Source organism: Streptomyces justiciae, assembly GCF_015163075.1.
GTDB classification, from domain to species: Bacteria; Actinomycetota; Actinomycetes; order Streptomycetales; family Streptomycetaceae; genus Streptomyces; species Streptomyces justiciae.
Genome location: NZ_JADDXU010000022.1, coordinates 1 through 19,901, shown reverse-complemented (window position 1 = coordinate 19,901; position 19,901 = coordinate 1). Strand labels below are relative to the sequence as shown.

The window sequence follows — 19,901 nt, the reverse complement described above, 5'->3', positions numbered from 1 at the left end:
CAGAGGTCGGTGATCTGGTGACCGCCCTGTCGTGTCCGGCGTCAGGCCTCGCGTGCGGCGCCCGTGCTGCCCCGTTCGATCAGCCGCGGCACCGGCACCCGTACGGTCCGCGCCGGGCCGCCGTCCAGGAGAGCGGTCAGTTCCCTGGCCGCCGTACGTCCGAACTCGACGCTGTCCCGGGACAGCGCGGACAACCACGGCTTGACCATGCGGCACAGCGCCGAGTCCTCCCACGACACCACGGACACGTCCGCCGGCACGGACCGGCCCAGCTCGGTCGCGGCGGCGGCACCGGCGACGGCCATCACGTCGTTGTCGTAGATCAGCGCGGTCGGCGGATCGGCGGACTCCAGGACCCGGCGGGTGACCGCGGCGCCCTCGGCGTCGGAGTAGTCGGTGGTCACCGACCGCACCCCGCTGAGACCGCGCCGCTCGGCCTCGGCGCGCAGCGTGCGGATGCGGCGCTCGGTGTGGGCGAGGCCGGGCAGGCCCGCGATGTGCACGATCCGGCGGTGGCCGAGGGAGTAGAGCCCGTCCACCACCGAGGCCATCGCGCCCGCGTCGTCCGCCCACACCGTCGACAGACCGGGGTGGCGTTCGTCGGGCGCGCCGCCGATCACCACCGCGGGCAGGCCGAGTTCGTCGAGGAGATCGGGGCGCGGGTCGGCCGTACGCGGGTCGACCACCAGCACGCCGTCCACCCGGTGCTCGGCCCACCAGCGCCGGTAGACCGCGCACTCGTCGGCGACGTCCTCCACCACCTGGAAGAGCAGCCCGAGATGGCGTTCCGCGAGCACCTCCTGGATACCCGAGACCAGTTGGAGGAAGAACGAGTCCACGCCGAGGGTGTCCGCGGGGCGGGCGAGTACGAAGCCGACCGTCGCCGCGCCCTCGCCGGACAGGGCGCGGGCCGCCGTGCTGGGCCGCCAGCCCAGTTCCTCGGCGACCTGCCGCACCCGGTCCCGGGTGTCCTCGGAGACCCCGGGCCGGCCGTTCAGGGCGAAGGAGACCGCGCTCTGGGAGACGCCGGCATGCCGCGCGATGTCCTTCATCGTGGGCCGACGGGCCGGTGAGCGCTTGCCTGACAACGTGCTTCTCCATTCCCGCGAACGATTTCGCGCCAGCATGCACTAATGCGGTTCAGCTCTCAAGTGGCTAAACCGCATTAGTCACTAATGAGATTAGCCCCGTGAGAGTTATTGACGGGCCCTCCGCGGGGCGTGCAGGGTCTGCGTCGGGCCGACCCACTCCACCCACTCCGCCGCACCGACCGTTGCAAGGAGGCCGTTCGCCGTGCCCGTTTCCCGTAGAGCCCTGGTCGCCGCCGCCGTCTGTCTCGTCCTGCCGCTGAGCGCCTGCGGCTCCGGAGGCGACGACGGAGGCTCGACCGACGCCTCCGGCAAGGTCGAGGGTGACATCACCTTCCAGACCTGGAACCTCAGGGCCAATTTCAAGCCGTATTTCGAAGGGCTGATCGCCGACTTCGAGAAGAAGTACCCCGGCACCAAGGTCAAGTGGGTCGACCAGCCCGCCGAGGGCTACGCCGACAAGATCAGCGCCGACGCCGCCGGCGGAACCCTGCCCGACGTCGTCAACGTCTCCCCGGACCTCGTCGCCCCGCTCGCCAAGGCAGGCCTCGCCCTCGACCTCGACAAGGCGGCCGGGCAGTACAAGAAGGAGTACCTGGAGGGGGCCTGGGCCAGCCACCAAATTCCCGGCATGACCGGCACGTACGCCTTCCCCTGGTACCTCAACACCGGGCCGCTGTTCTACAACAAGTCCCTGTTCAAGAAGGCCGGCCTCGACCCCGACCAGCCGCCGAAGACGTACGACGAACTCTTCGCCGACGCCCTCCAGATCGCGAAGAACAGCGACGGTGAGGTCTCCACCCTCGCCAACGTGCCCACCATCGAGGACTTCGGCCGCTACGGCGTCGAGCTCATGAACCCCGCCGGCACCGCCTTCGCCTTCAACGACGCCAAGGGTGTCGAACTCCTCACCAAGTACAAGGAGTTGTACGACGCCAAGGCCCTCGACCCGCAGGCGCTGACCGCCACCCCCGAGTCGTCCGGCAAGAAGTTCCTCACCGAGGCCGTCGCCATGAACCCGGGCAGCGCCCTCGACCTCGGCAACTTCAAGAAGCAGGCGCCCAACCTGTACAAGAACATCGGCATCACCGACCAGATCACCAGCACCGGCCACGTCAACATGTACGTGATGGGCGTGATGGTCAACGCCCAGACCAAGAAGAAGCCCGCAGCGGTCGCCTTCGCGCACTACGTCACCGACGCCGCGCACCAGATGTCCTTCGCCAAGCAGGTCGCCATCTTCCCCAGCACCGCCGGCTCCCTCGACGACCCGTACTTCACCACGGAGGACGGGACCGACGAGACGCGAGTGCGGGTCGCCGCCGCCAAGTCGCTGAAGAACGCGGTCAATTACACGCCGGTGCTGTTCAGCGAGCAGATGAAGACGGCGCTGCGCAACGAGGTCGCCAAGGCGTTGCAGGGCAAGGAGAGCCCGAAGGAAGCCCTCGACAACGCTGTCAAGGCCTGCGACACGCTGCTCCAGCGGCAGGGCTAGCCATGCTGATGCCGTCGACCGGGCCCCGGACACGTGCGGTGCGTGTCCGGCGCCAACTGCCCACCAGCCCCTGGCTGTTCGCCGCACCCGGACTGCTGGTCATCGGCGCGTTCATCCTCTACCCGTTCGTGTCGACCCTCGTGAACGCCTTCACCGACCGCCGCACCCTGATCCCCGGCGAGTTCGTCGGGCTCGCCAACTTCCGCGAGCTGCTGCACGACGACATGTTCTGGATCGGGCTGCGCAACAGTGCGTTGTACGTCCTCGGAGTCGTCCCCGCCCTCGTCATCCTGCCGCTGCTGCTCGCCCTGCTCGTGCAGAAGAACATCCCCGGCATCACCTTCTTCCGGTCAGCCTTCTACACCCCGGTCGTCGCCTCCATCGTCGTGGTCGGCCTGATCTGGGTGTGGCTCCTCGACGAACGCGGCCTGGTCAACTCGCTGTTGGAGACGATCGGCGTCGGCCGCGTCGGCTTCCTGAGCGACCAGTGGCTGCTCCTGATGAGCGCGATGGCCGTCACGGTCTGGAAGGGCCTCGGCTACTACATGATCATTTACCTGGCGGCGCTGGCGAACGTCCCGCGCGAACTGCACGAGGCCGCGGCCGTGGACGGGGCGGGTGCCGTGCGCCGCTTCGTCACGGTGACCGTGCCCGCCGTCCGCTCGACCATGGCACTGGTCGGGGCGCTGTCCTCGGTCGCCGCCTTCAAGGTGTTCTCCGAGGTGTACCTGATGGCGGGCCCGAGCGGCGGCCCGGCGGGCGAGGACACCACGCTCGTGATGCTCGTCCAGCGCACCGGCACCGGACTGACCGGACGCGTCGGGTACGCCTCCGCGATCTCCGTCGTCGTCTTCGTCGTCACCGTCGCACTGATGCTGCTCGTGCTGCGGGCCGACCGCAGGGGCGAGTCATGACCCGAGTACGCAGAGGGGAGTTGGTCCTGCGGTACGTGCTGCTGATCGCCGTACTCGCCCTGACCGTGGGCCCGTTCCTGTGGCAGCTGTCGACCTCCCTCAAGGGTCCCACCGAGGACATCTACAGCTCCCCGCCGACCTTCCTGCCCCAACACCCCACCCTGCACAACTACGAACGGGTCTCCGAGACCATCCCTGTCTGGGACTACGCGTTCAACTCCCTGAAGGTCGCCACCGCCAACGTCGTCACCAACTGCGTCGGCGCCGCCCTCGCCGGGTACGCCCTGGCCCGCCTCCGCTACCGGGGCCGCCGGGTCGCCACCCTCGCCTTCATCCTGGCGATGCTCGTGCCGGTGGAGGGCATCATCATCGCCCAGTTCACGACCATGCGGGAGCTCGGCCTCAACAACACCCTGATCGGGGTGGTCCTGCCGGGCTGCATCGGCGCGATGAACGTCCTGCTGATGCGCAACGCCTTCCTCAACCTGCCGTACGAGATCGAGGAGGCGGCCTACGTCGACGGCGCCAACGTGTGGCAGCGGTTCCTGCGGATCGCGGTCCCCTCGGTCAGGGGCACCCTCGCCGTCGTCGCGATCTTCGCCTTCATGGGCGCCTGGGACGACTTCCTGTGGCCGCTCATCGTGCTGAGCGACCCGTCCAAGTTCACGCTCACCATCGGTCTCAACTATCTGCACGGCACCTTCGCCAACGACGAACGCCTCGTCGCCGCGGGCACGGTCATCGCCGTGGCCCCGCTGATCGCCCTCTTCGCCTGCCTCCAGCGGTACTTCTTCCGCGGGGTGGGGGAGGGCGCGGTAAAGGGCTGAGTCACCCCCTGAGTCACAAGGACACCGCATGCCTTCTGCCGTGCGCTTCGGCGTCAACTACACCCCCAGCGAAGGGTGGTTCCACCACTGGCTCGACTTCGACCTCGACTCCGTCCGGGCCGACCTCGACTCGATCGCCGCGCTGGGGCTTGACCACATCCGGGTCTTCCCGCTGTGGCCGTACTTCCAGCCCAACCGCACCCTGATCCGTCCCGCCGCCGTGGACCAGCTGGTGCGGTTGGCCGACGCCGCCGCCGAACGCGGCCTGGACGTCAACGTCGACGGTCTGCAAGGGCACTTGAGCAGCTTCGACTTCCTGCCGGCGTGGACCAGGACCTGGCACCGGCGCAACCTGTTCACCGACCCGGACGTCGTCGACGGCCAGGCGGCCTATCTGCGGACGCTCGCCGCGGCGCTGGCCGACCGGCCCAACTTCATCGGCATGACCCTCGGCAACGAGGTCAACCAGTTCTCGGCGGGCCCCCACCCCGACCCCGACCGGGCCACGTCCGACCAGATCGACGCCTGGCTGACGCGTCTGCTGGCTGCGTGCGAGGAGGGCGCCCCGGGCCGACTGCATCTGCACGCCGAGTACGACGCCACCTGGTACCAGGACGACCAGCCCTTCACCCCGGCCCAGGCCGCCCGCCTCGGCGCCGTCACGGCCGTGCACTCCTGGGTGTTCAACGGCACCGCCCAACGGCACGGCCGTACCTCCGTGCCGACCGAGCACCACGCCGCCTACCTCGTCGAACTGAGCAAGGCCTGGGCCGACGACCCGCACCGCCCCGTCTGGCTCCAGGAGGTCGGCGCCCCCGCGCCCCTGGTCCCGCCGGAGCACGCCGCCGCCTTCACCGAGGCGACCGTCGCCCACGCCCTGGACTGCCCCGACCTGTGGGGCATCACCTGGTGGTGCTCGCACGACGTGTCACGGGAGCTGGCCGACTTCCCGTCGCTCGAGTACGGGCTGGGCCTGCTGACCAACGACCGCCGACCCAAGGACATCGCCCGCGTGCTGGCGAAGGCAGCGCGCGAACACACCTACGCCCCGGCCCCTCGCACCACCGCCCTCGTCGTCCCCGCGCACCCGTCGAGGCGGTCACTGTGCGCCCCCGGCGGACCCGTCTACGACGCCTTCTTCCGGCTGGTCGCCGACGGGGCCCGCCCCACCACCGTCCTCGACACACGCGCCGCCGACGCCACCCACCTCGCCGCGCGCGGCATCACCGAAGTCATCACGTCCGATCAGGTACTCCCCACCCCACAAGGAGGCACCCGCTCGTGAACCCCACCAGACGCACGGTCCTGCTCGCGGCGGCCGCGGCCACCATGCTGCCCTCGTCACCCGCCAGGGCGGCCCCCAGGGCGGCGGCCGCCCTCCAGCCGTACGCCTCCTACTGGTACCCGGACTCCCTGCCCTCCGGCAGCCCCGGCACCGGCATCACCTGGCGCAGCCTGAAGTCCTGGCGCGCCGCCGACGACCCCGACCTCGCCTTCAACGCGGCGTCCGTCCCGCTCGCCACCCGCTTCACCCCGACCCCGGCGAATGCGACGGCCCGCTCCGGGCAGGCCCGTATCCAGTCCCTGGTGTCCTTCGGGCCGACGTCGAGCAACCCCTCGCAGGGTTCGGCGACGGCGGACTATTACGCGTTCGGGCACTGGGCGTACGTCGACGAACTCGTCTTCTGGGGCGGCTCCTCCGGCGAGGGCCTGATCCTCGCGCCGAACGCGCCGATCGTCGATGCCGCGCATCGGCACGGTGTGCCCGTCCTCGGCAACATCTTCCTGCCGCCGGTCGCGTACGGCGGGCAGTTGCGGTGGACACGGGATCTGGTGCAGAAGGACGCGGCCGGACGTTATCCGCTGGCCGAGCGACTCGTGGCCGTCGCAGCGGCGTACGGCTTCGACGGCTGGTTCGTGAACGCGGAGACCGGGGGCGGGGACAGTGCGCTCGGGGCCGCCATGCTCGGCTTCCTGCGGGAGCTGAAGTCCCTTGCGGCGGCCCGGGGGCAGCGGGTCACCTGGTACGACTCGATGACCGTGAACGGGGCGGTGAGCTGGCAGGGCGCCCTCAACGGGAGCAACCAGGCCTTCTTCGAGGCGGCCGACGACATGTTCGTGGACTTCCGCTGGACGGCGAGCAGCCTCGCCTCCTCGGGGACGCGCGCTGATCAACTGGGGCGCAGTCGCTACGAGTTGTGGGCGGGTGTGGACGTGGAGGCGAGCGGCTGGAACAAGTCCGTGAACTGGGACGCGATCGTGCCGAGCGGGCGCGCCCACGTCACCTCGCTCGGTCTGTACCGGCCGGAGTGGACCCGCAACCAACTGCCCTCGCCCCGTACGCCGGAGGACTTCCACGCGGCGGACGACCACTTCTGGAGCGGCCGTTCGCTGGACCCGTCACGACCGGACGCGACGGACTCCTGGCGGGCCCCGGCCGTGTCCGTCGCCGACCGGTCGACGGTCGCCTCGCTTCCCTTCGCGAGCGTGTTCAACACCGGGCACGGGCTGCGATGGTACGAGGAGGGCGCGGTCACGTCGGACACGCCATGGAACCACCTCGGTCTCCAGGACCGGATGCCGTCGCGGCAGTGGGTCGTGCGGACGGAGGGCGGTGGCGCGCGGCCGGCTGTCGGCTTCGACTTCGCGGACGCGTGGCGAGGCGGGAGCAGTGTGCTGGTGGAGGGTGAACTGGACGCGCCGACGGTGGTGGATGTGTATGCGACACGGCTGCCGATCGGTGTTGACACGGTTGTCGAGCTGACGCACCGGACGGATGCGGGCGCGGTGAACGTCGAGCTCGCGGTGGCGACGGGTGAGCCGGGTGTGCCGGGGACGACACCGCCGTACAGCTATCTGCCTGTGAACTCGGTCAACGGCGGCTTGGCCGGCGACTCGGTCAACGGCTGGCAGACGGCGACTGTACGGCTCACAGGCCTGACCGGGACCATCCACGCGCTCGGTGTGCGGCTCACCGCGACCGAAGGCCCCGTGAAATGGCGGCTGGGCGGCATCGCCGTGCGGGACGCGGTCGAGACTCCCGCCCCTCCGACCGGCCTCCGCGTCACCGCCGCGTCCGGCGGCGATCTGCGCCTCGCCTGGAACCCCGCTCCCGGCACCGTACGCCACCACACCCTGCATCGCGTCCTCCCCGACAGCACCCGGCGCTTCCTCGGCGGCACCTGCCAGAACGCGTACTTCCTCGGCGGCCTCCAGCCCGAACAGGGCGAGCGGGCGGCGCGGTTCGAACTGCGTGCCGTAGGGGAGCTGTACACGTCGTCCGCACCCGTGACCCTGACTCACCCCTGGTAACCATCCCCCCAGCCTTGGAGTGCCCCCATGCATGACGACCGCCGTCTGGTCGAGGCCCGGCTCAAGCGCGTCCTCGACGAGCGCATCCGCCCCGCCGTGTACCCCGAGTCCGTGCCGTTGGAGGTGGCGGTCTGGCACGCTCCCGGCGAGCCGGTGCCGGTCGCCGAAGGGCTGGCGGCCGAGCCCGTACCGATCGAGGTCGGCGCCCGCTGGGGCGCTCCATGGGGGACCAGCTGGTTCCGGGTCACAGGGACCGTCCCCGAGGCGTGGGCCGGGAAGACCGTCGAGGCACTCCTCGATCTCGGCTTCGACGAGAACATGCCCGGCTTCCAGTGCGAGGGCCTGGTCTACCGCCCCGACGGCACCCCGGTGAAGGGCCTCAACCCGCGCAACCAGTGGGTCAGGATCGGTGCGCCCGTGGAGGGCGGCGAGGAGGTGCGGTTGCACGTCGAGGCCGCCTCCAACCCCGTGATCCTCGACTATCACCCTTTCCTGCCCACGCAGTTGGGCGACAAGGACACCGCCGGCAGCGAACCGCAGTACACGCTCACCCGCATGGATCTCGCCGTCTTCGACGAGACCGTCTGGCAGCTCGTCCTCGACCTGGAGGTGCTCGGCGAGCTGATGCACGAGCTGCCGATGGACTCGGCCCGGCGCTGGGACATCGTGCGGGCGGTGGACCGGGCGCTGGACGCCGTCGACCTCCAGGACGTGAACGACACGGCCGCGCAGGCGCGGGTCCGCCTGGAGACCGTCCTCTCCGAGCCCGCAGTGCCCTCCGCGCACCGCATCAGCGCGGTCGGCCACGCGCACATCGACTCGGCGTGGCTGTGGCCGCTGCGCGAGACGGTGCGCAAGGTGGCCCGTACGACCTCCAACATGACCGCCCTGTTGGAGGACGAGCCGGAGTTCGTGTTCGCCATGTCCCAGGCCCAGCAGTGGGCCTGGGTGCGCGACCACCGGCCCGAGGTGTGGGCGCGGGTCAAGAAGGCGGTGGCGGACGGGCGGTTCGTGCCGGCCGGCGGCATGTGGGTGGAGTCGGACACCAACATGCCGGGCTCGGAGGCGATGGCCCGTCAGTTCGTGCACGGCAAGCGGTTCTTCCTCGACGAGTTCGGCATCGAGAACGACGAGGCGTGGCTGCCGGACACCTTCGGCTTCGCGGCCGGTCTGCCGCAGATCATCAAGGCGGCGGGCTCCAAGTGGCTGCTGACCCAGAAGATCTCCTGGTCCCAGACGAACAAGTTCCCGCACCACACGTTCCGTTGGGAGGGCATCGACGGCACCCGGATCTTCACGCACTTCCCGCCCGTCGACACCTACAACTGCTCCATGAAGGGCAGCGAGATCGCCCACGCGGCCCGTAACTTCAAGGACAAGGGCGTCGCCCGGCACTCCCTCGCCCCGACCGGCTGGGGTGACGGGGGCGGCGGCACGACCCGCGAGATGATCGCCAAGGCGGCCCGGCTGCGTGACCTGGAAGGCTCGGCGACCGTCGTGTGGGAGACCCCGGCGGAGTTCTTCGAGAAGGCCGAGGCCGAGTACCCGGAACCGCCCGTGTGGGTCGGCGAGTTGTACCTCGAACTCCACCGCGCCACGCTCACCAGCCAGGCGAAGACCAAGCAAGGGAACCGGCGCAGCGAACACCTGCTGCGCGAGGCCGAACTGTGGGCGGCGACGGCGGCCGTGCGGGCCGGATTCCCGTACCCCTACGAGGAGTTGGACCGCATCTGGAAGACGGTCCTGCTCCACCAGTTCCATGACATCCTGCCGGGCTCGTCCATCGCGTGGGTGCACCGCGAGGCGCGGAGGACGTACGAGCGGATCGCCGAGGAACTGACCGGCATCATCGAGGCCGCCCAGCGGGCCCTGGCGGGGGAGGGGGACCGAGAACTGGTCTTCAACGCCACCCCGCACACCCGCGCGGGCATCCCGGCGGGCGGCGCCGGCACACCGGCGGTCGAAGGTCGCACGCGGCTGACGCCTCGCCCCGCCGGAGGCCACATCCTCGACAACGGTCTCCTGCGTGTCGAGATCGACGGCGACGGACTGGTCGTCTCGGCCTACGACATCGACGCCGACCGAGAGACCATCGCGCCGGGCACGGCCGCCAACCTCCTCCAACTCCACCCGGATTTCCCGAACATGTGGGACGCCTGGGACGTCGACGAGTTCTACCGCAACACGGTCACCGATCTGACGGCCGCGGACGAGGTCGTCCCCGACGGCGAGACCGGCGTGCGGATCGTCCGCACCTTCGGCTCCTCCCGCGTCACCCAACTGCTGTCCCTCGCACCGGGGGAGCGGCGGCTGCTCCTTGACACGGAGGTCGACTGGCACGAGACGGAGAAGTTCCTGAAGCTGGCGTTCCCGCTGGACGTGCACGCCGAACGGTACGCGTCCGAGACCCAGTTCGGGCACTTCCACCGCCCCACCCACACCAACACCAGTTGGGAGGCCGCCAAGTTCGAGGCCTGCAACCACCGCTTCGTCCACCTGGAGGAACCGGGCTGGGGCGTCGCCGTCGCCAACGACTCGACGTACGGCCACGACGTGACCCGCACCGTACGGACGGACGGCGACGGCGGTACGACCACCACCGTCCGCGTCTCGCTCCTGCGCGCCCCGCGCTTCCCCGACCCCGAGACCGACCAGGGCGTCCATCGCTTCCGGCACGCCCTGATCCCCGGCGCTGGCATCGGAGACGCGGTCCGTGAGGGCTGGCGGATCAACCTGCCGGAACGACGGCTCACCGGTGCCGACGAGGTCACCCCGCTGGTCACGGTCGACCAGGACGCCGTCGTGATCACCGCGGTGAAACTGGCCGACGACGGCAGCGGCGACGTGGTGGTGCGCCTGCACGAGGCCCACGGCGGGCGGGCCCGCGCCACCCTGACGGCCGGTTTCGAGGCCGCGGACGTCGTGGCGACGGACCTGCTGGAGCGGCCCATCGAGGAGGCGGTGCCCGGCAACCGCGTACCCCTGCGCCTGCGCCCCTTCCAACTCGTCACCCTGCGCTTCCGCAGGGCAGAATCCGGGGTGTGACGAGCACCTCCACGATCACCGCGCGGGAACTCAACCGGGCCACCCTCGCCCGCCAACTGCTGCTGCGCCGCGAGCCGCTGGGAGTCGCCGATGCCGTCCGGCGACTCCTCGCCCTCCAGGCGCAGCAGCCGGCGTCGCCGTATCTCGCGCTGTGGAACCGGCTCGACGGCTTCGACCCGGCCGAACTGGACGCCGCCTTCGCCGACCGCACGCTCGTCAAGGCGACCCTGCTGCGGATCACCCTGCACACCGTCCACCGCGACGACTACCGCACGGTCCGGGAGGCGATGCAGCCGACGCTGTACGCCTCCCGGCTCGGCTACCGCTTCGCCGCCGCGGGCCTCACCCCGGCGGACGCCGCCGAACTGGAGCCGGGCTTCCTGGAGTTCGCGGCCCAGCCCCGCTCGAACAGCGACCTTGCGGGCTGGCTGGCGGAGCGGGTCGGCGCGGAGAAGAAGGACGGCGCGTGGTGGGGACTGCGGTCGTACGCCCCGCTCGTGCACGTACCGACCGGCGGACCCTGGTCGTTCGAGTACTCCCCGTCGTACGTCGCAGCCCCCGAGGGTCGCTTCATCGATGACCCCGAAGCGGCGCTGCGCACCCTGGTCCTCCGCTACCTGAACGGCTTCGGACCCGCGTCGGCGGCGGACATCGCCCAGTTCGCCATGGTCCAACGGGCGCGCGTCCGGGCGGCGTTGAAGGAGCTGGGGGAGACGCTGGAGGTGATCGCCGGACCCGAGGGGAGGACGTTGTACGACGTCCAGGGCGGCCCGCGCCCACCCGCCGACACCCCCGCCCCACCCCGCTTCCTCCCGATGTGGGACAGCGTCCTGCTGGCGTACGACGACCGCAGCCGGGTGATCCCGCCCGAGTTCCGCAAGCTGGTGACCCGCGTCAACGGCGACGTCCTGCCGACGCTGCTGGTCGACGGGTACGTGGCCGGTGTCTGGCGCCCCGTGGAGGGCGGCATCGAGGCGACCGCCTTCCACGATCTCCCGGACGCGGTGTGGGACGGCTTGGCCGAGGAGGCGCGCGCCCTGCTCGCGTTCCTGGCGGACAGGGACCCGTCGGTCTACAGCCGCTACGCCCACTGGTGGACCAAGCTGCCCGCGGGACAGGCACGGGTGCTCCCTGGCTGACCGTCCTCGCCGCGTTGTCAGTGGCCGTCCCTAGAGTGGCATCGATCTTGCGGATGTCGTATCGGGAGGGGGCACACATGGGTGCCAGCGGTTGGGAGTACGTCACCCCGTTCAAGGGGACCGTCGAGGAGTCGCTGAAGGCGCTGCACGCGCAGGTCTTCGAGGAGGAGTACGGCGACGACGACACGTACGGGAGCCTCGCGGAGCTCTGGGAGGACGAGGAGTTCATGGGGGAGGAGGGGACCCACTCGATCCTGGACATCGACCGCGTCGTCCACACGACCACCGCCCCGTCCGACCGGGACGTCCAGGACTACGGGACCCTGCGCCCGCTCGCGCCCGACCGCGTCAGACACCACTTCGGCACCGAGCACCCCACGCCCGACCAGTTCCAGGACGCGGTGACCGGGGCCTACGCGTCCCTCGCACAGAGGCTCGGCCCCGGCGACACGCTCCTCGACGAGTGCCGTATGCGATGGACCGGCCTGTATGTCGTCCTACACACCGGCACGGAGCCGACCCACCTGGGGATATTCGGCTTCTCAGGCGACTGAGCCCCTGTGGTCAGGCCTCACTGATCTGCGACCGCAGCCACTGCTCCACCTCACCCACATGCGCCGCCGCCGCGGCCCGTGCCGCCTCGGGGTCGTAGGCGACCAGGGCGCGATGGATGGCCGCGTGTTCCCGGCGGGTGCGCTCGAAGGCGCCCTCCTCCTGGTAGCCCCGCCACACCCGGGCCCGGAAGGTGCGTGACGACAGGCCCTCCAGGATCGCGGCCATCGTGTCGTTGCCGGCGGCCAGGGCGATCTCGCGATGGAAGGCGAGGTCGTGGGCGAGGATCTCCTCGGGGTCGTCCGTGGTGTTCATCGCCGTGAGGTGCTTCTCCACCTCGGCCAGCTGGTCCCGGGTGATCCGGGCCGCCGCCAGTGCCGTCGCCGTCGACTCCAGGATGCGCCGCACCTCCAGCAGCTCCACCAGCCGCGGCCCCCGGGACAGATCGGCCACCACACCGAACGTCTCCAGCAGATCCCCCGCCTCCAGCTGGGTGACGTAGATGCCCGAACCGTGCCGGGCCTCCAGTACCCCCAGCACCGTCAGCGCGCGGATCGCCTCCCGCATCGAGCTGCGCGAGATCCCCAGCTGCACGGCCAGATCCCGTTCCGTGGGCAGCCGCTGCCCGGGCTCCAGGCTGCCCTGGGCGATCATCGCCTTGATCTGCTCGATCGCCCGCTGGGTCACCGTGCCCTTCTGCGGGGTCTCCTCCACGCCACCACTCCTCCACTCGCCGTGCGCCGCAGTCTAACCACCGAGGTGGTCAGACCACTACGGCCAGAGTGCGCGGAAATTCGGCTCCGCGGGGTGTTGTGGAGGCGAAGTGGTCTGATAAATATGCGGGCATCTGCTCGATCACGCTCGACGAGGAGCTGAGAGATGGCCGGCTGGACAGTGCGGAACGGACGGCACAACAGGCGAATATCCGCGTGGGCGGTGCGTACGGCGGCTGCGGCCGCCTGCGCCGGACTCGCGCTCACGGCATGCGGCAGCACCAAGGACACCGGCGGCTCCACCAGCGCCGGAGGCGACGGGGACGGCAAGGTCGGGGTGATCCTGCCCCTGCTCACCTCGCCGTTCTGGCAGTCGTACAACGACTACGTCCCCAAGATGGCGAAGTCCGAAGGAGTCGACGCGCTCAAGACCGTCAACTCCAACAGCGACCCGTCGCAGCAGATCACCGACATCAACACCGAACTCAACCAGGGCGTCGAGGGCCTGGTCGTCGCCCCGCTGGACAGCGCCGCCATCGAAGCCGGCCTGGACCAGGCGGAACGCAAGGGCGTGCCCGTGGTCGCCGTCGACGTGGCCCCCGACAAGGGCAAGGTCGCCATGGTCGTCCGCGCGAACAACGTCGCGTACGGCGAGAAGGCCTGCCAGTACCTCGGCAAGCAGATCCCCTCCGGCAAGGTCGTGCAGATCATGGGCGACCTCGCCTCGGTCAACGGCCGTGACCGCTCGGAGGCGTTCCGCGCCTGTGTGAAGAAGAACTTCCCCAAGCTCAAGGTGCTGGAGATCCCCGCCAAGTGGGAGTCCGACGCGGCCGCCTCGAAACTCGACACCCTGCTCAACGCCAACCCCGACATCAAGGGCATCTACATGCAGGCCGGCGGCGTCTACCTCGCGCCGACCCTCCAGACCCTGAAGTCCAAGGGCATGCTGAAGACGGCCGGGCAGTCCGGGCACATCACGATCGTCTCCAACGACGGCATCCCGCAGGAGTACGACGCCATCCGCAAGGGCGAGATCGACGCCACCGTCTCCCAGCCCGCGGACCTCTACGCCAAGTACGGCATGTACTACATCAAGGCCGCGATGCAGGGGAAGACGTTCAAGCCCGGCCCCACGGACCACGGTTCGACGATCGTCAAGCTGCCCAGCGGCATCCTGGAGGACCAGTTGCCCGCGCCGCTGGTCACCAAGGAGAACGTCGACGACCCCGACCTGTGGGGCAACACCGTCAAATGACCACGGCACTCGTAGAAGCCCAGGGCATCGTCAAGCGGTACGGCCCCACGACCGCCCTCGCCGACGGCCGGCTCACCGTCCTCCCGCGCGAGTCGCACGCCCTCGTCGGCCGCAACGGCGCCGGCAAGTCGACGCTGGTGAACATCCTCACCGGCCTCCAGTCACCCGACGAGGGCACGGTCCGCTTCGACGGCGAACCGGCGCCCGCGCTCACCGACCGGGACGCCTGGCGGCGCCGAGTCGCCTGCGTCTACCAGAAGCCGACCGTCGTCCCCGAACTCACCGTCGCCGAGAACCTGTTCATCAACCGCCAGCCCCTGCACCGCGGCTTCATCAGCTGGCGCAGACTCCGCGCCGATGCCGCCGAACTCCTCGACACCTGGGACGTCCACGTCGACCCGGAGGCGCGCACCTCCGACCTCAAGGTCGAGGACCGCCAAATGGTGGAGATCGCCCGGGCGTTGAGCTTCGGCGCCCGCTTCATCGTCCTCGACGAGCCGACCGCCCAGCTCGACAACCGGGAGATCGAACGGCTCTTCACCCGGATGCGGGCCCTCCAGGAGTCCGGCGTCACCTTCCTGTTCATCTCCCACCACCTCCAGGAGGTCTACGAGGTCTGCCAGACCGTCACCGTCCTCCGCGACGCCCGCTGGATCACCACGGCACCCGTGGCGGACCTTCCGCGGGCCGCGCTGGTGGAGGCCATGGCGGGGGAGACGGTCGCCGAACAGGCCGTGCGCGGCAGGGACGTCGACCAGAAGGCCCCCGTCCTGCTCGACGCCCGCGGCCTCACCTCCGACGCCTACCAGGACATCGACCTGACCGTCCGGCGCGGCGAGGTCGTCGGGCTCGCCGGCATCAGCGGCAGCGGCAAGATCGAGCTCGCCGAGTCGTTCACGGGACTGCACACACCGACGAGCGGTACCGCTCAACTCGACGGCGAGCAGCTGCCGTTCGGTGACGTGCAGGCCTCCCTGAAGGCCGGCGTCGGCTGCGTCCCCCGCGACCGGCACGGCCAGGGCCTGGTCTTCGGCATGAGCATCGGCGACAACGCCACCATGAGCGTCCTCGACCGGCTCGGCCGCTTCGGCTTCGTCGGCAGCGACCGCAAACGAGGCTTCGCCGCCGAACTGATCGACCGCCTCGACATCCACACCGAGGGCCCCGACCAGCCCGTCTCCGACCTGTCCGGCGGCAACGCGCAGAAGGTCGTCATGGCCCGCGCCCTCGCCTCCGACCCCCGTCTCCTCGTCCTCATCAACCCCACCGCGGGCGTCGACGTGAAGTCCAAGGAGTCACTGCTCGCCCACGTGGACAGCGCCCGCGACGAGGGCACCGCCGTCCTCGTCGTCTCCGACGAACTCGACGACCTGCGCCGCTGCGACCGCGTCCTCGTCCTCTTCCACGGCCGCGTGGTCGCCGAGCACCCGGCCGGCTGGCGCGACCACGAGCTCATCGCCTCCATCGAAGGAGTGGACCACCATGGCTGACACCAAGGCTCCGCCGGTGAAGCAGGTGCGCTTGCCCGAGGCGGGAGCGGCTCGTGCGGTGCTGTTGCGCCGGGCGCGCGAACTGGCGCTCGTACCGGCGCTGTTGCTGCTCCTCGTGCTCGGCGCCGTGCTCAACGACTCCTTCTTCACCGAAGCCACCCTGGTCTCCATCCTGGCCTCGTCCGCCGCGCTGGCGATGGTCGTGCTCGCCGAGTCGCTGGTGCTCATCACCGGCAAGTTCGACCTGTCACTGGAGTCGGTGGTCGGCATCGCTCCGGCGGTGGCGGCGCTCCTGGTGCTGCCCGCCGCGCAGGCCGGATGGGGTACGGAGCTGCCCGCCGCCGTCGCCCTGCTGGCCATCCCCTTGGTCGGAGCGGTCATCGGGGCGTTCAACGGCATTCTCGTGGTGAAGGTGAAGCTCAACGCCTTCATCGTCACCCTGGCCATGCTGATCATCCTGCGTGGTCTTCTGGTCGGCGCGACCAAGGGCAAGACGCTGTTCGGCATGCCGGACTCGTTCTTCTCGTTGGCCACCACCACCTTCCTGCGAGTCCCGATGTCGGTGTGGGTGGCTGCCGTGGCCTTCGCCATTGCCGGACTCGTGCTCAAGTACCACCGGATCGGCCGCGCGCTGTACGCGATCGGCGGCAACCTGGAGGCCGCCCGCGCGGCCGGCATCCGCGTCGACCGCGTCCGGCTCGGGGTGTACGTCGTGGCCGGAGTGCTCGCCTCGATCGGTGGCCTCATGTACACGGGCTACGTCGGTGCGATCGGCGCCAACCAGGGCCAGAACATGATCTTCACGGTGTTCGCCGCAGCCGTGATCGGAGGCATCAGCCTCGACGGCGGCCGGGGAACCATGTTCGGCGCCCTGACCGGCGTACTCCTGCTCGGCGTCGTCAAGACGATGCTCACCATGGCCCAGGTGCCGTCCTTCTGGATCGACGCCATCTACGGCGGAATCATCCTCCTCGCCCTCATGATCGCCCGCGTCACCACCGGCCGCGCCCAGGACTGACCCCGTCACCTACTGAAAGGCCCTCCGTGTCACCGACCCCCGCCCGCATCACCGCGGTCGACACCCACGACATCCGTTTCCCGACCTCACGCGAGCTCGACGGCTCCGACGCGATGAACCCGGACCCCGACTACTCGGCCGCGTACGTCGTCCTGCGCACCGACGCCGGGGACGGGCACGAGGGGCACGGCTTCAGCTTCACCATCGGGCGGGGCAACGAGGTCCAGGTGGCCGCCATCCACGCGCTGCGGCACCACGTGGTCGGACGGTCCGTCGAGGAGCTGTGCGCCGACCCCGGGACCCTGAACCGCGACCTGATCGGCGACAGCCAACTGCGCTGGCTCGGGCCCGAGAAGGGCGTGATGCACATGGCGATCGGCGCGGTCGTCAACGCCGTGTGGGACCTCGCCGCCAAGCGCGCCGAGAAGCCCTTGTGGCGGTTCCTCGCCGACGCCGAGCCGGAGTGGCTGGTCCGTCAGATCGACTTCCGGTACCTCACGGACGCGCTGACGCCCGAGGAGGCGCTGGCCCTTCTCCGTCGCGGCCGGGAGGGCGCGCAGGAACGAATCAGCAGCCTCCTCGAACGCGGCTACCCCGCCTACACCACCTCCCCGGGCTGGCTCGGCTACGACGACGCCAAGCTCACCCGCCTCGCCACCGAGGCCGTCGCCGACGGCTTCCGGCAGATCAAGCTGAAGGTCGGCGCCGACCTCGACGACGACATCCGGCGCTGCCGGGTCGCCCGCGCCGTCGTCGGTCCCGACATCCGCATCGCGATCGACGCCAACCAGCGCTGGGACGTCGACGAGGCCGTCCGCTGGACCAAGGCCCTCGCCGAGTTCGACCCGTACTGGATCGAGGAGCCCACCAGCCCCGACGACATCCTCGGCCACGCGGCCGTCCGCAGGGCCGTCGCCCCGGTCAAGGTCGCCACCGGCGAGCACGTCCAGAACCGGGTCGTCTTCAAGCAGCTCCTCCAGGCGGGCGCCCTCGACGTCGTCCAGATCGACGCGGCCCGGGTCGGCGGCGTCCACGAGAACCTCGCCATCCTGCTGCTCGCCGCCAAGTTCGGCGTCCCGGTCTGCCCGCACGCGGGCGGCGTCGGCCTGTGCGAACTCGTCCAGCACCTGTCGATGTTCGACTACGTAGCCGTCACCGGCACCACCGAGGACCGCGTCATCGAGTACGTCGACCATCTGCACGACCACTTCCTTGACCCGGTGGTGATCAGGGAGGGTCACTACACGGCACCCACCGCCCCGGGCTTCTCGGCCGCCATGCGGCCCGAGTCGATCGCGCGCTACACGTTCCCGGACGGCGCCTTCTGGGCAGAAGATCTCGCCGACGAAGCGAACAAGAAGGGACACGCGGCATGACCGACTTCGAGGGCCTCAGGGCCCTGGTGACCGGTGGCGCCTCCGGCATCGGCCGGGCCACCGCGGAACTCCTGGCCGCGCGCGGCGCCCAGGTCGCCGTCCTCGACCTCGACCCGTCGTCCGTGACCAAGCCCCTGCTCGGCTACCAGGCCGACGTCACCGACGACGCCTCCGTCCGCGAGGCGGTCGCCGCCGCCGTCGCCGAACTCGGCGGCCTCGACGTCCTGGTCAACAACGCGGGGATCGGCGCCCAGGGCACCGTCGAGGACAACGACGACGCCGAATGGCACCGCGTCCTGGACGTCAACGTCGTCGGCATGGTCCGCGCCGCCCGCGCCGCCCTCCCGCACCTGCGCCGGTCGTCGCACGCGGCGATCGTCAACACCTGCTCCATCGCCGCCACCGCGGGCCTCCCGCAACGCGCCCTCTACAGCGCGACCAAGGGCGCGGTGTACTCACTGACCCTCGCCATGGCCGCCGACCACGTCCGCGAGGGCATCCGCGTCAACTGCGTCAACCCCGGTACGGCGGACACCCCGTGGATCGGCCGCCTCCTCGACAAGGCCCCGGACCCCGCCGCCGAACGCGCCGCCCTGGAGGCCCGCCAGCCCACCGGCCGCCTGGTCTCGGCCGACGAAGTCGCGGGGGCCATCGCCTACTTGGCGAGCCCGCTCTCCGGTGCCACCACGGGCACCTCCCTCGCCGTCGACGGCGGCATGCAGGGCCTGCGCCTGCGCCCGGCGGGCCGGTGAGGACCCCGCGAGGGCTCGGCTTCGGAGCCGCCGGCCTGGGCAACCTCTTCTCGGAGGTCTCCGACGAGCAGGCGCACGCGGCGGTGACAGCCGCCTGGGACCGCGGCATCCGCTACTACGACACCGCCCCCCACTACGGCCTCGGCCTGTCCGAGCGCCGCCTCGGCGCGGCCCTGCGCGAGCACCCGCGCGACGAGTACCTGATCTCGACGAAGGTCGGCCGCCGCCTGGAGCCGTCGACCGCTGGCGGCGACGACCTGGCGCACGGCTTCGCCGTCCCCGCCACCCACCGCCGGGTCTGGGACTTCACCGAGGACGGCATACGACGCACCCTCGAGGCGAGCCTGGAACGCCTCGGCCTCGACCGCGTCGACGTCGTCTATCTCCACGACCCCGACGACCACGCTGAACAGGCCTTCCGCGAGGGCTACCCGGCCCTGGAGAAGCTCCGCGCGGAGGGCGTCGTCGGCGCGATCGGCGCCGGCATGAACCAGGCCGAGATGCTCACCCGCTTCGTCCGTGACACGGACGTCGACGTGGTGCTGTGCGCCGGCCGCTACACCCTGCTCGACCAGAGCGCCGGCACCGAGTTGCTCCCCGCCGCGCTCGCGAAGGGCACCTCCGTCGTCGTCGGCGGCGCCTTCAACTCCGGTCTGCTGGCGGACCCGACGCCCGGAGCGACGTACAACTACACCCGGGCGCCGGAGGAGTTGCTGAACCGGGCCCTGCGCATGAAGGAGGCCGCCGAGCGGCACGGCATCAGTCTGCGCGCGGCCGCCCTGGCCTTCTGCGCCGCCCACCCCGCCATCACGAGCGTGCTGGTCGGCGCCCGCTCGGCGGCCGAAGTCCACGACTGTGCCGACCAGTTCGCGACGCCGGTGCCCGACGCCTTCTGGCAGGAGCTGCGGGAGACGGGACTGTTGGA

General features: G+C 70.5%; 16 protein-coding genes. 14 read left to right on the top strand and 2 right to left on the bottom strand.

Annotated features, from left to right (window positions below; genetic code table 11):
- Positions 1–41 precede the first annotated feature (41 nt).
- Positions 42–1,052 carry a LacI family DNA-binding transcriptional regulator gene (locus IQ210_RS40225; protein ID WP_194084346.1) on the bottom strand — a complete coding sequence of 337 codons (1,011 nt, stop codon included), beginning with the start codon at positions 1,050–1,052 and terminating at the stop codon, positions 42–44.
- Positions 1,053–1,293: 241 nt separating this feature from the next.
- On the opposite strand from IQ210_RS40225, the gene IQ210_RS40220 reads away from it, so the two are divergent.
- From IQ210_RS40220 to IQ210_RS40185, 8 genes are all read left to right on the top strand, one after another.
- Entirely contained in the window at positions 1,294–2,583 is a 1,290-nt protein-coding gene (locus IQ210_RS40220; protein ID WP_194084240.1) for an ABC transporter substrate-binding protein, read from the top strand.
- Positions 2,584–2,591: 8 nt separating this feature from the next.
- Positions 2,592–3,497 carry a carbohydrate ABC transporter permease gene (locus tag IQ210_RS40215; protein ID WP_194084345.1) on the top strand — a complete coding sequence of 302 codons (906 nt, stop codon included), beginning with the start codon at positions 2,592–2,594 and terminating at the stop codon, positions 3,495–3,497.
- Complete coding sequence (locus tag IQ210_RS40210; protein ID WP_194084239.1) at positions 3,494–4,324, top strand: carbohydrate ABC transporter permease; 831 nt, start codon at positions 3,494–3,496, stop codon at positions 4,322–4,324. The genes IQ210_RS40215 and IQ210_RS40210 overlap by 4 nt, the downstream gene beginning before the upstream one ends.
- 28 nt (positions 4,325–4,352) lie before the next feature.
- Positions 4,353–5,609, top strand: a complete 1,257-nt coding sequence (locus IQ210_RS40205) for a glycoside hydrolase 5 family protein (protein ID WP_194084238.1) — start codon at positions 4,353–4,355, stop codon at positions 5,607–5,609.
- Positions 5,606–7,636, top strand: coding sequence for an endo-beta-N-acetylglucosaminidase (locus tag IQ210_RS40200; RefSeq protein ID WP_194084237.1), 2,031 nt, complete (start codon positions 5,606–5,608; stop codon positions 7,634–7,636). The genes IQ210_RS40205 and IQ210_RS40200 overlap by 4 nt, the downstream gene beginning before the upstream one ends.
- Positions 7,637–7,663: 27 nt before the next feature.
- On the top strand, positions 7,664–10,681 hold the full coding sequence (locus tag IQ210_RS40195; RefSeq protein ID WP_194084236.1) for an alpha-mannosidase: 3,018 nt from the start codon (positions 7,664–7,666) through the stop codon (positions 10,679–10,681).
- Positions 10,678–11,820, top strand: a complete 1,143-nt coding sequence (locus IQ210_RS40190) for a winged helix DNA-binding domain-containing protein (RefSeq protein ID WP_194084235.1) — start codon at positions 10,678–10,680, stop codon at positions 11,818–11,820. Before IQ210_RS40195 ends, IQ210_RS40190 begins: the two co-directional genes overlap by 4 nt.
- 77 nt (positions 11,821–11,897) lie before the next feature.
- A complete protein-coding gene (locus IQ210_RS40185; protein WP_194084234.1) occupies positions 11,898–12,374 on the top strand; it encodes a hypothetical protein in 477 nt (158 codons plus the stop codon).
- A gap of 10 nt (positions 12,375–12,384) precedes the next feature.
- Here the strand turns inward: IQ210_RS40185 and IQ210_RS40180 are convergent, their stop codons facing one another.
- Positions 12,385–13,086 carry a FadR/GntR family transcriptional regulator gene (locus IQ210_RS40180; RefSeq protein WP_194084233.1) on the bottom strand — a complete coding sequence of 234 codons (702 nt, stop codon included), beginning with the start codon at positions 13,084–13,086 and terminating at the stop codon, positions 12,385–12,387.
- A gap of 165 nt (positions 13,087–13,251) precedes the next feature.
- Between IQ210_RS40180 and IQ210_RS40175 the strand changes: the two genes are divergently transcribed.
- From IQ210_RS40175 to IQ210_RS40150, 6 genes are all read left to right on the top strand, one after another.
- Positions 13,252–14,340, top strand: coding sequence for a sugar ABC transporter substrate-binding protein (locus tag IQ210_RS40175; protein WP_194084232.1), 1,089 nt, complete (start codon positions 13,252–13,254; stop codon positions 14,338–14,340).
- Positions 14,337–15,830, top strand: coding sequence for a sugar ABC transporter ATP-binding protein (locus tag IQ210_RS40170; RefSeq protein ID WP_194084231.1), 1,494 nt, complete (start codon positions 14,337–14,339; stop codon positions 15,828–15,830). The genes IQ210_RS40175 and IQ210_RS40170 overlap by 4 nt, the downstream gene beginning before the upstream one ends.
- Positions 15,823–16,848 (top strand): ABC transporter permease, encoded by a 1,026-nt coding sequence (locus tag IQ210_RS40165; protein WP_194084230.1) that lies wholly within the window; start codon positions 15,823–15,825, stop codon positions 16,846–16,848. The genes IQ210_RS40170 and IQ210_RS40165 overlap by 8 nt, the downstream gene beginning before the upstream one ends.
- A gap of 26 nt (positions 16,849–16,874) precedes the next feature.
- Positions 16,875–18,224 (top strand): L-fuconate dehydratase, encoded by a 1,350-nt coding sequence (locus tag IQ210_RS40160; protein WP_194084229.1) that lies wholly within the window; start codon positions 16,875–16,877, stop codon positions 18,222–18,224.
- Complete coding sequence (locus tag IQ210_RS40155) at positions 18,221–18,976, top strand: SDR family NAD(P)-dependent oxidoreductase (RefSeq protein WP_194084228.1); 756 nt, start codon at positions 18,221–18,223, stop codon at positions 18,974–18,976. The genes IQ210_RS40160 and IQ210_RS40155 overlap by 4 nt, the downstream gene beginning before the upstream one ends.
- Positions 18,973–19,901, top strand: a 929-nt coding sequence (locus IQ210_RS40150; RefSeq protein WP_194084227.1) for an aldo/keto reductase, incomplete at its 3' end; no start/stop codon positions are given. The genes IQ210_RS40155 and IQ210_RS40150, both read left to right, overlap by 4 nt.